Origin of the sequence: Collinsella sp. TF11-5AC, from assembly GCF_003436775.1 — a bacterium.
Classification (GTDB): domain Bacteria; phylum Actinomycetota; class Coriobacteriia; order Coriobacteriales; family Coriobacteriaceae; genus Collinsella.
Genome location: NZ_QSQO01000013.1, coordinates 45,928 through 60,582, shown reverse-complemented (window position 1 = coordinate 60,582; position 14,655 = coordinate 45,928). Strand labels below are relative to the sequence as shown.

The 14,655-nt window shown below is 60.5% G+C and carries 13 protein-coding genes; 4 read left to right on the top strand and 9 right to left on the bottom strand.

Translation table 11 applies throughout. From position 1 onward, the window contains the following. Nucleotides 1-16 precede the first annotated feature (16 nt). Entirely contained in the window at nucleotides 17-883 is an 867-nt protein-coding gene (locus tag DXD16_RS06990) for a bifunctional 5,10-methylenetetrahydrofolate dehydrogenase/5,10-methenyltetrahydrofolate cyclohydrolase (RefSeq protein WP_117655600.1), read from the bottom strand. Nucleotides 884-885: 2 nt separating this feature from the next. Further along, nucleotides 886-1,518, bottom strand: a complete 633-nt coding sequence (locus tag DXD16_RS06985; RefSeq protein WP_158551631.1) for a cyclodeaminase/cyclohydrolase family protein — start codon at nucleotides 1,516-1,518, stop codon at nucleotides 886-888. Nucleotides 1,519-1,894: 376 nt separating this feature from the next. Here DXD16_RS06985 and DXD16_RS06980 point away from each other — a divergent pair, with 376 nt between their 5' ends. The 3 genes from DXD16_RS06980 to DXD16_RS06970 all read left to right on the top strand — a co-directional run bounded on the left by DXD16_RS06980 (nucleotide 1,895) and on the right by DXD16_RS06970 (nucleotide 6,124). Then, the gene (locus DXD16_RS06980; protein ID WP_147326467.1) at nucleotides 1,895-2,497 is read left to right on the top strand and encodes a hypothetical protein; all 603 of its coding nucleotides are present in this window, start codon (nucleotides 1,895-1,897) and stop codon (nucleotides 2,495-2,497) included. A 242-nt stretch (nucleotides 2,498-2,739) separates the two neighbouring features. Beyond that, nucleotides 2,740-3,333, top strand: a complete 594-nt coding sequence (locus DXD16_RS06975; RefSeq protein ID WP_117655597.1) for a hypothetical protein — start codon at nucleotides 2,740-2,742, stop codon at nucleotides 3,331-3,333. Nucleotides 3,334-3,637: 304 nt separating this feature from the next. After that, complete coding sequence (locus DXD16_RS06970) at nucleotides 3,638-6,124, top strand: phosphatidylinositol-specific phospholipase C (protein WP_117655596.1); 2,487 nt, start codon at nucleotides 3,638-3,640, stop codon at nucleotides 6,122-6,124. A 94-nt stretch (nucleotides 6,125-6,218) separates the two neighbouring features. Here the strand turns inward: DXD16_RS06970 and DXD16_RS06965 are convergent, their stop codons facing one another. Together DXD16_RS06965 and DXD16_RS06960 are read right to left on the bottom strand one after the other, a co-directional pair. Next, nucleotides 6,219-6,488 carry a hypothetical protein gene (locus DXD16_RS06965; protein ID WP_022095134.1) on the bottom strand — a complete coding sequence of 90 codons (270 nt, stop codon included), beginning with the start codon at nucleotides 6,486-6,488 and terminating at the stop codon, nucleotides 6,219-6,221. Nucleotides 6,489-6,716: 228 nt separating this feature from the next. Continuing rightward, complete coding sequence (locus DXD16_RS06960; protein ID WP_117655595.1) at nucleotides 6,717-8,054, bottom strand: hypothetical protein; 1,338 nt, start codon at nucleotides 8,052-8,054, stop codon at nucleotides 6,717-6,719. Between the two features lie 217 nt (nucleotides 8,055-8,271). Between DXD16_RS06960 and DXD16_RS06955 the strand changes: the two genes are divergently transcribed. After that, nucleotides 8,272-9,453 carry a cation diffusion facilitator family transporter gene (locus tag DXD16_RS06955; protein WP_117655594.1) on the top strand — a complete coding sequence of 394 codons (1,182 nt, stop codon included), beginning with the start codon at nucleotides 8,272-8,274 and terminating at the stop codon, nucleotides 9,451-9,453. Nucleotides 9,454-9,465: 12 nt separating this feature from the next. Here DXD16_RS06955 and DXD16_RS06950 read toward each other — a convergent pair whose 3' ends face one another. From DXD16_RS06950 to ruvC, 5 genes are all read right to left on the bottom strand, one after another. Next, complete coding sequence (locus DXD16_RS06950) at nucleotides 9,466-10,455, bottom strand: hypothetical protein (protein ID WP_117655593.1); 990 nt, start codon at nucleotides 10,453-10,455, stop codon at nucleotides 9,466-9,468. Nucleotides 10,456-10,634: 179 nt separating this feature from the next. Further along, nucleotides 10,635-12,302, bottom strand: a complete 1,668-nt coding sequence (locus DXD16_RS06945; protein WP_117655592.1) for a formate--tetrahydrofolate ligase — start codon at nucleotides 12,300-12,302, stop codon at nucleotides 10,635-10,637. Nucleotides 12,303-12,446: 144 nt separating this feature from the next. Further along, nucleotides 12,447-13,514: a Holliday junction branch migration DNA helicase RuvB gene (gene ruvB / locus DXD16_RS06940; RefSeq protein ID WP_117655591.1), complete on the bottom strand. Its 1,068-nt coding sequence runs from the start codon at nucleotides 13,512-13,514 to the stop codon at nucleotides 12,447-12,449. Further along, a complete protein-coding gene (gene ruvA, locus DXD16_RS06935) occupies nucleotides 13,514-14,134 on the bottom strand; it encodes a Holliday junction branch migration protein RuvA (protein WP_117655590.1) in 621 nt (206 codons plus the stop codon). The genes ruvB and ruvA overlap by 1 nt, the downstream gene beginning before the upstream one ends. Next, the gene (gene ruvC, locus DXD16_RS06930; protein WP_035137351.1) at nucleotides 14,134-14,655 is read right to left on the bottom strand and encodes a crossover junction endodeoxyribonuclease RuvC; all 522 of its coding nucleotides are present in this window, start codon (nucleotides 14,653-14,655) and stop codon (nucleotides 14,134-14,136) included. The genes ruvA and ruvC overlap by 1 nt, the downstream gene beginning before the upstream one ends.

Genomic DNA, 14,655 nt, shown 5'->3' with positions numbered 1-14,655 from the left:
GGACCTCAGGACGCTCTTACACCACGTCTGCGCGCGCCACCCGCTCGGCCGCTTCGATCACGTGTTTGGCGAGAATCGCCGTTGTCACGGCGCCCACGCCGCCCGGCACGGGGGTGATGGCACCAACAACCGGCTCCGCGGCAACAAAATCGACGTCACCCACCAGCTTGCCAGCGTCCTCATCCCAGTTAATGCCCACATCAATGATCGTCTGGTCCTCGCGAACGGCATCCACGCCAATCGTGCGCGCGCGCCCAACGGCGGCAACCACAATATCAGCCGCACGGCACTCGGCAGCAAGGTCGCGCGTATGTGTATGGCACGTCGTCACGGTCGCATTGCGCGCCGTAAGCATGGCAGCAACAGGACGCCCGATCACCAGCGAGCGCCCGACCACAGCAACCTTAGCTCCATCCAGCTCAACGCCATAATGATCCAGCAAAGCAAGCACGGCTTCGGCTGTGCAGGGGGCAAAACCCTCACCGCGCCCCGAAAGCGTGGTGAGCAGCGAAGCCGGCGTCATGGAGTCAACGTCCTTGGCGGGATCGAGTGCCGAGGCAACCGCATCCTCATCAAGCCCAGCAGGCAGCGGGCGAAACATCAGGCAGCCATGAACAGCTGGGTCGGCGTTAATGTCCTCGATGGCCGTCAACAGCTCGTCCTGCGAAACATCGGCAGAAAGCAAAACGCGACGAGCCTCAATCCCCACTTTTTCGCAGCGCTTGAGCGCACCGCGCTCGTAGGATAGGTCGTCTTCGCGTTCACCTACACGCACGATAGCCAACGTCGGAACAACGCCCCGCTCGCGCAGGACTGCGCAGCGAGCAGCAAGTTTCTCAGTCAAAGCGCGAGCAACGGGAGCACCCTTCAGCAGTTCAGCCATGACTATCCCCTCTTCCTGGCTGCGTCGGCGGCGCGGCGCGCCAGCGCATCGGCGCGCGGCAACCACGTGTCGAGCAGCTCATCGCACGCGGTCTCGAGCTCCTCGGCGCGCGCCCGGTCCTTCATAGACGTGGTGTTGGCAAAGAGCGTCAAGCTCGCGCCCTGCATAGCGGAACGGCAGAACACGGCGCCGCACGCCACATCGGACAGCAGCTGACGCGAACCCTTGTCGGCCATGTCCTCGAGCAGCGCCAGCGCACGCCCGCAGGCATCCATAATGCGATACGGCGGCATAGCGGCCACATGCAGCGCATCCTGAATCGCGGTCGCTCGAGCCGGATCGTCACGCGGAATACCGTACGCCGCGGACACCTGCCCATAGGCACGAACGTCCTCGGCAACCAACTCGACAAGCTCCTGGGCCAGCTCATCAGCATGGGCAAACGCACGCGTCAGGTCATCCGCACGATCAGCAAGCGCGGGATTGGTCGCACCGTAGCGGGCAACCATTCCGCACAGCGAGGCGCCCAGCGCGCCCACAAAGGCGCTCGCGCTGCCACCGCCGGGAACCGGCTCGCGCGCGGCCAGCGCCTCGGCAAACCCGCGGCAGGTCTTGTCCATCATCTCTTGGCTCATACACATGCACCTTCAAGTCATATACATCGGTCGGGTGGCAACCGCCGACCGACCGCATCGATCACGTAATGGTGCTAAGTCTAGCCCATAAGCACATGAGCGTCAGCGCACCTGGCCATCGCGGATTTCTATGGCACACGATAGGCGGCAGCGACACAAACATGGGACACATGGCCCACCTTTCGAGACTCCCGGGCAGCGGCAACTGGGGCATACATATAGGTAAGGAGCCCTATGTTGGGGCAAGCTCATCACGGCGCCGGACGACGAATGGAGGAATAACCGCACAGTAAACAAAGGCATCATGTGCATGCGTAACCGCCGCCCCAGCGATCCGCGGCGCACGATGTCCCTGGCAGACAAGGAGGACGCCACCATGAAGAAAAAGACCCTATCGATTCTTTCCCTTTGCATCGCCCTCTTTGCCGCATTTGCCCTTGTCGGCTGCGGCGGGAGCGCATCGGGCGGAAGCGGCAGCACCGCCAAGAGCGAGAGCAGGGAAAAGGCCCCCGTCGCCGAAAAGACTGACTTTATCTGGTTTAAGGTCGAGATGCCCGAGAGCGTTGGCGTGAGCGACTCCGCCGGCAAGAACGCCGACAGGGTCCAGCTCACCTTCCCCGAGAACGAGAACGCCTCGGCCGATCGCTTTATCCCCGTTTGGAAAAAAGCGCTGACGGCCGAGGAATCCCACGCCGACCAGGCGGAAAAGAAGGGGGATACGTTCCAGTGGAAGGATGGCGGGTCCGTCGAGTATAACGGCAGGACGTGGCTCGTCGGAACATACGAGGACAACAGCGGCATCTCAACCATGCTTTTTACCGACGTTGAGCCGGGAAGCGTCTACGTCCTCATCTCGAACTTCGACCAGCACAAGAAAGAAGCCGAGACGCTCCTCAACTCCATCGAGTTCCCCGATGACATGGAAGAGGCAGTTTCCGAGGCACGCGAAGTCGAGATTTCGAGCATCGAGATCAAGTAACGGGACACCCGCACGTGCCTATGCGCACCCGCGTACACGCGCCCCATTAAAACAACGGGCACCCAACCCCGGGGAGGGCCGACAGCATCGGCCCTCCCCTCTTTTGCGTCCGAGCATATTGCCACTTAACGGCGCAAATCCGGCCCTCAGAATGGGACACATGGCCCACCCGAACGAGCCGCCCGCGCGTACAGTAAAGACAGGTAATCCATGGGCGGTTACAGATCGAGGAGGACACGACCATGAAAAAGAAGGCCTTTGCGATTCTCACCCTCTGCATCAGTCTCTTTGCCGCGGTTGCCCTGGTGGGTTGTGGCGGAAGCGGTGGCGCTACCGGCAGCAGCGGTGGCGGCGGCGCGGAAAAGCCAACCGTGGATATGAGGACCGACTTCATTTGGTTTAAGGTCGAGGTCCCCGAGGGCGTCGAGATTACCGACGTTGCCGGCGACACGGCCGACAGGGCCCAGTTTAAGTTCACCAAGAGCGAGCACGCCAGCGACCGCTTCATCCCCGTCTTCGACCCTGACAAGAACGCCGACGAGCTGTTTGACTACGAGGCCAAGTGGAAGACCGACTTTGAGTGGACCGAGAATGATCCCGTCAAGTACAACGGCAAGACCTGGCGCAACGCTTCCTATACACACTCGGGCGGCGTGACGACTGAGTACTTCACCGACGTTGACGGCGGCAGCGTGTACGTGCGCATCGACAATGTCGAAGAGCACAAGGACGCCGTCGAGACCATGATGAAGTCCCTGGAGTTTGCCGATGATATCGCCAAGGCCAAGACCGAGGCCATGGACGTCAAGCTCGACGATATCGAGATCAAGCGCTAAGCGACTCGCGAGCGTAACGGGAAACACGAGCGCAGTGCAAACAAGCGACGGTGCCCCAGCGTTTCGTACTAAGGGAGGATCGGCTCGCCGGCCCTCCCTTTCTTATGCCGATAGCCGGCGAACGCGAGGGTGCCGGACGGCAAAACCACCCCCAGCGCGGTAGCAACACAAATAGACAAGCGCCCCAACGCGTCCGCCCGCCGATTAATAGCACCGCGCAGACAATTAAGCCAACACGTTTAGACATCCGGGCAGTATAGTGACCAAAACGAGCGCATAACCGCACCCCGCGAATGGAGGAGTTATGACCGAACACCACGCCATCAGTCGTCGAGCATTTACGCTGGGCCTAGGACTCGCAGCATTGTCGCCATTTGCAAGCCTGCCCGAAACCGCGGCGCTGGGCCTTCCCGTGCGCGCGGCATTTGCAGAAGACACGCCCACACCGGCGGCCACCCTCGACAAGTTCGTCATTCGCCTTCGCCCCGCGGGCTATTTTCGCACCGCGAGCGTCAACCAAGACGGCAACGTTCGCGGCAACGTCTGCCACCTGTTTAATGACGGCACGTCCAGCAAACTCATCCTTGAACACGTAGTGACCGATGCAGATAATACAAATTGGTATGCCATCCGCACCTTACTCAATTTCGAAGAGCATAAAAAGACGGGCTACAGCATTTGGTCGGTCGACGGCGACTCGGACAAAGATGGAAAGGTCATCCACGTATGGAGTGGCGAGTATGACGACAAGCCCAGCCGCGCTTTTGCGTTTAAACGCCAGTCAAACGGAACCTATATCATCCGAGACCGGACGGTCGAGAAAGAAACCGAGAAAAAAGACATTAAGTACCTGGCAATAGAATCGGACGGCAAAGACCAGGACAGCAATAAGATCTGCCATAAGAGTAAGAGCATTCCGTGGGAGCTCGAACTTATCGGTTACGATATGAAAAAGAACGATGCCACGGTTAGCAGCCTCGACTGGATCACGTACAGCAGCTACGTCGACGGGCCCTGTTGGATGAAATACGTCGACAACAGCAAGTTCCTCGACGAACTGAGCATCCCGGGCACGCACGATTCGGGCACCTGCAGCGTGGACAATGACACCGAGCCCCAATCCTCCCAAGCAAAATGCCAGCAGGATTACATCCCCACGCAGTTGCTCGAAGGCATTCGCTACTTTGATATCCGACTTGGAAAGAACGACGAGAACGGCGACCCCGGCATCGACCACGGAGCTTGTTACCTGCTCAAAAAAGACGGGAACTTTATGCATCTCTCCGATGTCATCGGGTACTTCAATACGTTTTTGAGCGAAAACCCGACAGAAGCGCTCATCATGCTCGTGTCGCGGGGCAATGGCGAGGCTACCAACGAAAGCCTCACGACGGCCTTTGGCAAGGTTTTGGATGAGAACCCCGACCTGTTCTACACATCGAGTCGCATCCCCACGCTGGGCGAGGTGCGCGGAAAGATCGTCCTGCTGCGTCGGTTTGGGCTCGCCGGCAACAGCGTAAGCAGCCACACATGGGGCCTCGACCTCACCCAATGGGACGACAAAATCGCAGCACACACCGACAGCACCTCTATGTGTCTCGTTCGAGACGAGCGGGGCTTTGAAGCCGTGGGGAAAACGGGTGACGAAGAGCCCTATTGCACCAAGGTATACGCCCAGGACCATTACGAATGCACAGGAACCGACAAAATCGGCTGGGTCGATATGGCGCTGCAGGAGACAACCAAGCTCGCCCGCATCATTGTGGACGTCGAGGACAATGACAGGGCCAAGGTAAAGGTCCTGGAGCACAGCTGGTGTATCAACTACACCAGCTGCACGAACTACAAGCAAGGAAGCAATCCTTTTACCGCAGCACGAGTGGTCAACGAGCATCTATACAAGAGCCAGTATATAAACAGCACCGGAAATGAGAGCACAAAGGAGGACTGCCTCAAGCACATTGGCATCATTGCGTCCGACTTTGTTGATGCGGCACTGGCCCGAAGCATCTACCAGCGCAATTACGATGCGAAGCACAAGCAGACCGTTTCGTACTACCTCCCGACCCGTATGCGCATGACATACGGCGACTCGTTGAGCGATGCCTCGCTCCAGGATGGAAAGACCGTTGGCGAGGGTCATTTCCGCCTCGTCGACAGCAGCAACGTACTCAACGTAGCAGCCTCGGGCCGTGCATTTGCCATCGAATACGTTGATGTCGACGCCCTGGGCAACGAGACCGTTACGGGGCTGCAGGGTTTCGTGCCCATCGATATCGACCCGCGCGCGCTGACGCCCCATTTTGAGGGGCTTGAAGGCCTTAAGGCCGGCGAAGACGTGCGCGCCAAGATTGCGGCATCACTCGAGGGCAAGCTCGAAACCGATGCCTGCACGGCCCAGCTCGAGTTTGTGCACGACGCGAACGGCGCTCCGGGCACAGCAATGGCCGAGGGCGAAACATTTGCCGCAGGAACGTACTGGGTGCGCGTGAAAGGCCTTTTGGGCGACGCGGCACAGAACTACACGCTCGCCAGCGACGAAGCCGCAAGCTTTACCGTAGCGGCCTCGGGCAGTGCAGGCGGCACCGGCACCGGCAACGGCACCAACGCGAGCAGCACCGACAAGAACGGCAAGGACAACAAGGGCAAGGGCTCGGGCGGAAAACTCGCCGACACGGGCGACGGCTCTGGCATCGCCGCCGGGCTCGCCGCTGCCGCCGTGGCGACGACGGTCGCCGGCACAGCAATGCTTGCCAGTGACCGCGAAAACGCTGGGGACGATAGCGAATAGGCAAGCCGGCCTTTTAGACACATCGACTCAATCGGGGGCGCAGAATACCATTCTGCGCCCCCGATTTTTACCGTGACCCGAACGCCGCCATAGGCTACATCACCATGTTCAGCGCGTTAACAAACTCCTGGGCCTTCGCACGGCTGCTCAGGCTAAAGACACAAGCAGTCAACAGCCTGTTACGTAGGAAAACGTCGCGGCCCTTGATCCTGTTGACCCCCGTGATGTCCTTAAGATAGACAATCTCGGTGTGCTTGCCGCCGAAAGTACCCTTCTTGAGCACCTCAATACGATTGGGGTAAATCTTGACGTCTTTAAACCTACCCGAACCCTTGTCCTGAAACAGCAAGGTGTTGTTGTCCATGCATGTCACTCCCATGGGGTTCGTGAAAACTGTCTCTATTGCCACATTTTAGTCACTTCGGGAATCCTGCGCGAAGGCGCTAGGCGACATTGGAATTCGAGTCCGCGCGAGGACTTTTAATGAAGTGCCCGGCACTTCCCCGCAACACAAAAACGGGGCAGTCCGCAGGAGTGCGGACTGCCCCGCTCCTCTAACTATCGCATCGCAGCGCCAACCGGCTGCACTTCCCTACTTCCCAAATATCGCAGCGAACAAGCCCCTGCGTTTGGGCTTTTCTTCTCGGTAGGAACCCTCGGCAACCGCTGCAACCTGGCGCGGTTGCTCGCCGCCTCCACGGCGCACGATCTGGTATAGGAACGGCGATTTAACGTATTTGACCTCGACGGGCGTGGCATGCACGGTGCTCTCGCCGGACAGATGCAGGCTCGGATTGAGCGACGCCACCACATGCGTCTCACGCTTGTCGCTAAACGCTACCGCTGCCGCACGACCCGTCTGGCCGTTTACGGCAATGCGCACCTGCTCGCCATCGCGGCTGTCAGTCGCCGGACGATCGACAAAGTAGACCGGCACCATCACCAGACCGTCTTTATGCTTGCGGGCCTTGCGCGCCCAGGCGCGGATGCTCTTTTTATTGAGCCCCAGCACCGCCTCGGCATCGTTGCCTGCAATGTCGAGCGCCAGCTTATCAATAACCACCTGGTCCTTGGTGGACGCATCGACGGAGACAACGCGGAAGTCGCCCTCCTGCATGGCAGGGTCGAACGGTCCCACCTTGCCAAAGTCCCACGGCTCCAAAATGCCCATAAGACGAACGTCCAGGTAGTTTGCCCGCGGATACGCCCAATCGAGCACCTCGTAGTACACCAAAATCTCCTTGCTCAGGCCCTTGCCCGGGAAGGACGCCATCATACGCAAGTCCGCGAGCGCCATGGGGAAGTAGAAGAGCATCATGTCATTTTGAATCGCGTCTTCCACGTCGTGCCCGGCAAAGGCGTCGGGGTACTGGCGCACCAGCTGCAGTGCATTGGCACGCGCCTGCTGCGGAGTGATCTCGCAGGGAATGCCCTGCTCGGGTACATACTCCGCACCAACGCCCATGGTCAGGCGTTTGCTAAAAGTACCGGGCTTGAGCAGGTCGGCAACGCCGATCTTATTGCCGCAGGACGGGCACTCAAACACGCGCTGGGTCGATGGCCCCTCAAAGGACGCACCGCAGAAGGGGCAGGGAATGCTCACATGCGTAGCCTCTTGGAACTCCTGCGCCGTGCCGCGATCCTCCCACAGCAGATGCTCCAGAACCGACTGATTGCGCCAGTGCGCATTGAAGAAATACCAGTCCGGGTCTACCGGGCGCTCGAGCTGCGACACATGGGTGAGCTTAAGTAGCCCATCCACCACTGTCAACGGCGTATGACGAATGCCCAGGGCACTCTTGGGCTCCCCCACATCGGCCTGCCACGGAACGACCGTGCCGCAATAGGCGCACTCAAAGCTGCGTTTAGCCTGGTGCGAGTACATAGGGCCGCCGCAGTTTTGGCATTTAATGGCAAACATCTCGTCCATGGAAACGTCCTCCTTTACGCAGGGGCTGTCGACATTAAGTATGTCGAGCAAACAGGCACATGCCCATACCCATGTGGCCCAAAATGGAGCACTCGGTCAGACAAGAAGCCCCACTCGTTAGCGCGGGCAGACCATTGCTGCATTTTCTGAGCACCGGCGCACGGTGCGCCCATGCGAGCTACACTATCCCCTTAACGAGAATGCGAGGAGATACGCCATGCTATTTGTAAATCGGCTGGTACATACGCTTGTTCCCGGCAGCGAGGGCGAGCCGGTCGATGCATCCTGCCGTACCAACGCGGGCTTTGCCGCAAGCCTCATCTGCATTGGCCTCAACATTACCCTGTGCCTAGCCAAGGGCATCGCGGGCCTGCTCGCCGGCTCTGTCTCGCTCATCGCCGACGCTTTCAACAACCTCTCCGACGCCTCGAGCAACATCGTGAGTCTGCTCGGGTTCCGCCTTGCCAGCCGCCCGGCAGACGAGGGCCACCCTTACGGCCACGGCCGCTACGAGTACCTGGCCGGTCTGTTTGTCGCCGTCTTGGTTTGTGCCGTCGGCATCAACCTAATCCTCGAGTCGGTCACCAAGATCATCAAACCTTCCCCCACTGCATATTCGGCGCTCTCCTTAGCCGCCCTCGTCTTGTCCATGCTCGTTAAGCTCTGGATGGCCGCGTTCAACCGCACGCTGGGCGACCGCATCGACTCGGAGACGCTCATCGCCACGGCGCAGGACTCCAAAAACGACGTCATCACCTCGGGCTCGGTCTTAGTGGCGGCACTTATTTCGCAAACGACCGGCTTTGACCTCGACGGCTGGGCGGGCCTGGGCGTGGGCATCTTCATCTGCATCAGCGGCATGGGCCTGGTGCGCGACGCCATCAGCCCGCTGCTGGGACAAGCGCCCGACCCCAAGCTCGTCCAGGAAATCCGCGATAGGATTATGTCGTATCCGCAGGTCTTGGGCACACACGACCTGATGGTGCACGACTACGGCCCCGGCCGTCAGTTTGCCAGCGCCCACGTGGAAATGCCCGGCGAGGGCGACGCATTTGAGCACCACGAGATCCTGGACACCATCGAGCACGACATCAAGCGCCAGATGGGCATTGGCATCACGCTGCACTGCGACCCCATCGCGACAACCGGCGATGATCTGCGCGGCTGGGTCAAGCGCGGCGTCATGCAGATCGACCCCGCGCTTTCCATCCACGACCTTCACGAACACGATGGCTTTGTGTCATTTGACCTGGTGCGTCCCGACGGCTTTGACATATCCGACGAGGAGCTGCTGGAGCTCGTCACGCGCATCGTGCACGAGCGCCGACCCGACGTCTCGTGCGTCGTCACGTTTGATTCGGGCTTTAGCTCGCCCGACCGTCCGGCTGAACAGCTGTAGCCCGCTTAACAGCTAGTTTCCCTGCGCGTCCGAGATGCCGTTTTGTAGGGCGTTCCAGGCATCCGTCGCCAAGCCGCCCAAGTTCTGCGCGGCATCGCCCAGGTTTTGTGCCGTATCGCCCAGCTCTTGCGCCTTGTCTCCCAACTCCTGTGCCTTGTTGCTCAAGTCCTCAAGCGTATTGGAGCTCGAGCTGTCGGTACCGCTTTGTCCGTCGGACGAGTTGCCCGAGCTGTTCTTGTGCGTGAGCTGAATTTCGAGGTTGCCGCTGTCGTTATAGTAGGCAGAAGTAACGACCCAGTTGGCATCGACAACGGGCGTTGAGCCATCATCGGTCAGGACCACGGCATTCGAAAGATCGGCGCCGCGCGACTTGAGGAGCTTCTTGGCGTTGGACCAGTACTGCCCCGGGATATCGCTCAGATCGACGGTGCTAGACGAGGCGAACTCGGTTTGCTCGGCAGTGGTATCGGCCGTTGAACTCCCTCGCTTGTTGAGCATGCCCGACACGATGGCAAACACAACCGACAGCGCAAAGAAGATCGCCAGTACGATGAGGATCTTCTTGATCACGCTCGACGAACGCGACGGCTTCTTCTCCTCGTCCTCGCCATATTGCGGAATCGACTTGGGGTACTCGCGATACGGCTCGCGCGACTCGTAGCGAGGCTGCGCAGTGCGAGGCATATACGTCGTCTGCTGAGGCTGCGGAATGGGATTCTGCGGCAGGTTGTCATAGGGATTCGGCGTCGAGGCAGCATAAGAATCCTGCGGCGTGTAATCAAACGGATCCGGAGCTGCGTTGCCATAGGGGCCTTGCGAAGATGCAGCGTAAGAATCCTGCGCCGTGTCGCCATAGCCCATAACCCGGGTGGGCTCGGCAGAAGGCTGCGTCGCGGCGGGGTCGGTATAACCGGGGTTGGGAACAACGCGGGTCGCATCGGCGCTATCGCCAGCCTGCGCGGAACCGTAGCCGCCCATCACGGTTGTTTTGTCCTGATCCATGCAACGATTCCTTTCCGTCGCTCGTGAGCATCAAGTTATCCATGCATTCTACCCGCGCAAAAACCTATGATGGGCAGAGCCCGTCGGTATCTACAAGACATGCGCGGGCCTAAGGATAAAAAAGCCCCGCCGGGCCTTGTGGGCACGGCGGGGCGGGCTAACAGCTATGGACAGCAGACTTAGAACAGGCCGGTGATGTTGCCGTCGTTGTCGACGTCGATGTTTTCGGCCGCGGGCACCTTGGGCAGGCCCGGCATGGTCAGAACACTGCCGGTCAGCGCGACCACAAAGTGGGCGCCGGCAGAAACCTTGAGCTCGCGCACCGTGATGCGGAAGTTCTCGGGAGCGCCCAGGGCCTTGGCGTTGTCGCTAAAGCTGTACTGCGTCTTGGCGACGCACACCGGCAGGTTGCCAAAGCCGTTCTCGCGCAGCTCGGCGAGCTGGCGCTTGGCGGCCGGCGTAAAGTCAACGCCGTCGGCGCGGTAGACCTTGGTGGCAACGGCCTCGAGGGCATCAGCGACATCAGCGCCGTCCTCATAGGCAAACTTGAGCTCGCTCGGCTGCTCAATCAGACGCATGACCTCATCGGCAAGCTCGAGCGCGCCCTCGCCGCCCTTGGCCCAGACCTCGGAAAGCTTAACGTTGACGCCGAGCTTCTGACACTCGGACTCGATGAGCGCAAGCTCGGCCTCGGTGTCCGTCGGGAAGCGGTTGATGGCGACTACGCAGGGCAGACCATAAACGTTCTGGATGTTGTCGACGTGACGCAGCAGGTTGGGCATGCCGGCCTTGAGTGCCTCGAGGTTCTCCTCGTTGAGGTCGGCCTTGGCGACGCCACCGTTGTACTTCAGCGCACGAGCGGTCGCGACGACCACGACGGCGCTGGGGCGAACGCCCGTCATGCGGCACTTGATGTCGAGGAACTTCTCGGCACCCAAATCGGCACCGAAGCCGGCCTCGGTAATGGCGACATCGCCAAAGCGCATCGCCATACGCGTGGCCATGATGGAGTTGCAGCCGTGGGCAATATTGGCGAAGGGACCGCCGTGGACAAACGCGGGCGTACCCTCGAGCGTCTGCACCAGATTGGGCTTGAGCGCATCCTTAAGCAACGCGGCCATGGCACCCTGGGCCTTAAGGTCACGGGCGCGAACGGGCTCGCCGGCATAGCTGTAGCCGACAACAATCTCGCCCAGGCGCTCCTTGAGGTCGTTAATGCTCGTAGACAGGCACAGGATTGCCATGACCTCGGAGGCGACGGTGATATCGAAGCCGTCCTCGCGCGGCACGCCCTGGGCCTTACCGCCAATACCGTCGATGACGTGGCGCAGCTGACGGTCGTTCATATCGACGACGCGCTTCCAAGTGATGCGTTTAACGTCGATGCCAAGCTGGTTGCCCTGCTGAATATGGTTGTCGAGCATGGCGGCCAGCAGGTTGTTGGCAGCACCGATGGCATGGAAGTCGCCGGTAAAGTGCAGGTTGATATCCTCCATGGGGATGACCTGAGCCCAGCCGCCGCCGGCAGCGCCGCCCTTAACGCCAAAGACGGGGCCAAGCGAAGGCTCGCGCAGGGCCACGGCGCTCTTGACGCCGCGACGGCGCAGGCCGTCGGCCAGACCGATGGTCGTGGTGGTCTTGCCCTCGCCCGCAGGCGTTGGGTTGATGGCGGTCACGAGGACGAGCTTGGCCTGGTGATCAGTCGGCTCGTTGAGCAGTGAATAATCGACCTTAGCCTTGTCGAAGCCGTACGGAATCAGGTGCTTAACGTCGACGCCGGCGTTCTTGGCCACCTCGGTAATAGGCAGCGGCGTGACAGAACGTGCGATTTCGATGTCAGTAGGCATGGGCGGTCCTTTCGTTACCGAATGAGAAAAAGACCAATTCAGCATAGCACGGGCGCGCAATAGTAAAACACCCGTAACCGATGAATGGCGATATGTTTATCCAATGCTCAGCGATAGCTTAACAGCCCGCCAAAACAAAGCGCCCTAAATGGTAGGTTCAATCCCCAAGTGCTCAAAGGTGCGAAGCGTTGCCTGGCGGCCCTGGGGCGTGCGAATCATCAAGCCGCACTGCAGCAGATAGGGCTCATAGACATCCTCGAGCGTTCCCGGGTCCTCGCCCACCGCGCTGGCAAGCGTTGTCAGGCCCACGGCACGTCCGGAGAACGTCTTAGCGAGTGTCTCCAAAATGCGAATATCCATCCAGTCCAGACCAAGCTCATCGATCTCGAAGAACTCGAGCGCCTGGCGACAGATATCGAGCTCGATGGGACCGTTGCCACGCACCTGTGCGTAATCGCGCACGCGCTTGAGCAGGCGGTTGGCAAGACGTGGCGTGCCGCGCGAACGCGAGCCGATCTCGAGTGCACTGGGATGGTCGATCTTCACGCCCAGAATAGTCGCCGAGCGCGTCACAATCTGCGCGAGCTCTTCGACTGTGTAGTAATCCAGGCGATATGAAATGCCAAAGCGGTCGCGCAACGGGCCGGTCAACATGCCTGAGCGGGTCGTTGCCGCTACCAGCGTAAACTTGGGGATATCCAGGCGAATCGAGCGCGCCGCCGGACCCTTGCCAATCACGATATCGAGGGCAAAGTCCTCCATCGCGGGGTACAGGACCTCCTCGACCGAACGGTTGAGGCGGTGGATCTCGTCGATAAACAGCACATCACCCGGCTGCAAGTTAGTAAGGATGGCCGCCAGGTCGCCCGTGCGCGCGATGGCGGGACCACTCGTGGTCTTGATCTGAGCGCCCAGCTCGTTGGCGATAACGGTGGCCAGCGTGGTCTTGCCCAGGCCCGGAGGACCCGAGAAGATCACGTGGTCGAGCGTCTCACCACGGCTCTGCGCCGCTTCGATCAGCACGCACAGGCTCTGCTTGATGTGCTCCTGGCCGCAGTAATCGTCCAGGCGCTGGGGGCGCAAAGTGCGGTCGACATCAAGGTCCTCGGCCGTCAGCTCCGAGCCCACCATGCGCTCGCCGTGTGCCATGGATGCCGCCGGCGAGTTACCGGGCGTCGCCCACAGGTCCTGAGAGTCATCGGCTTCCCACATCACGCATCCATTCCGAGTCGCTTAAGCGCCGCGCCGAGCAGATCCTCGACACGCATATCCTGCCCATCATACCCGCTCAGGGCGACCTCGGTCTCCTGCGGGCTAAAGCCCATGGAGAGAAGCGCCGCACGGGCGTCATCGATGGCCGAGGCAGCGGCAGCGGACACGGGCATCGCAACCTGTCCGGGAATCACGTCGACCGGCACAAAGCCCTTATCCTTGGCAAAGGTGCTCTTGAGTTCCAGGATCAGACGCTGAGCTGTCTTTTTGCCAACACCGGGCACCTTGGCCATGCCCTTGTCATCCTCGGCCATCACCAGCGAATACAGCTGCCCCACGGTATAGGTGGAAAGCACGGCGAGCGCCAAGCGCGGGCCAACGCCCGAGACAGACACGAGCCGATCGAACATCGTGCGCTCATCCTTAGAGGAAAAACCGAAAAGTGTCATGGCGTCCTCGCGCACCTGCATACGCGTGTAGAGGCGGACCTCGCCGCCGGGCGTCGGCAACGTGGCCGCAGTGCTGCCCGAGATGCCGAGCTCAAAGCCAACGCCCGACACATCGACGACAGCAGAGCTCATCGTGGCCTCGACAAGCGTTCCGTGGAGCTGGGAGATCATCAGTATCCGGTTCCTCTCTGTTGATAGAACTCGCCGCCGGTAAGCGCCCGGGTGCGGCTGAGGTTAACGTGGCAGATGGCGCAGGCCAGGGCATCGGCGGCATGGTCGGGATGCGGGTCGTGATCGAGCTGCGTGAGCGTGCGCACCATGTAGGCGACCTGCCGCTTATCTGCGGCACCGGTACCCACCACAGCCTGCTTGATCTGCATAGGCGTGTACTCGCCGATCTCGAGCGCGCACTCCGAAAGCGCCACGAGCGCGGCACCGCGGGCATGTGCCGTGGGGATTGCCGAGCGGACATTAGCGCCAAAGTAGATGCTCTCGATGGCAGCGGTATCGGGTCGATAACGCTCCACGACACCCTTGAGGTCGCGGGCGATATGCGACAGGCGCACCGCGAGCGGACTACCCGCGCTGGTCTCGATACAACCGTAGGCACGGCAGCGAACCTCGCCACGCCGCTCCTCGATAATCCCCCAACCCGTATGGGCCAAACCGGGGTCAATGCCCAAGATAACCAA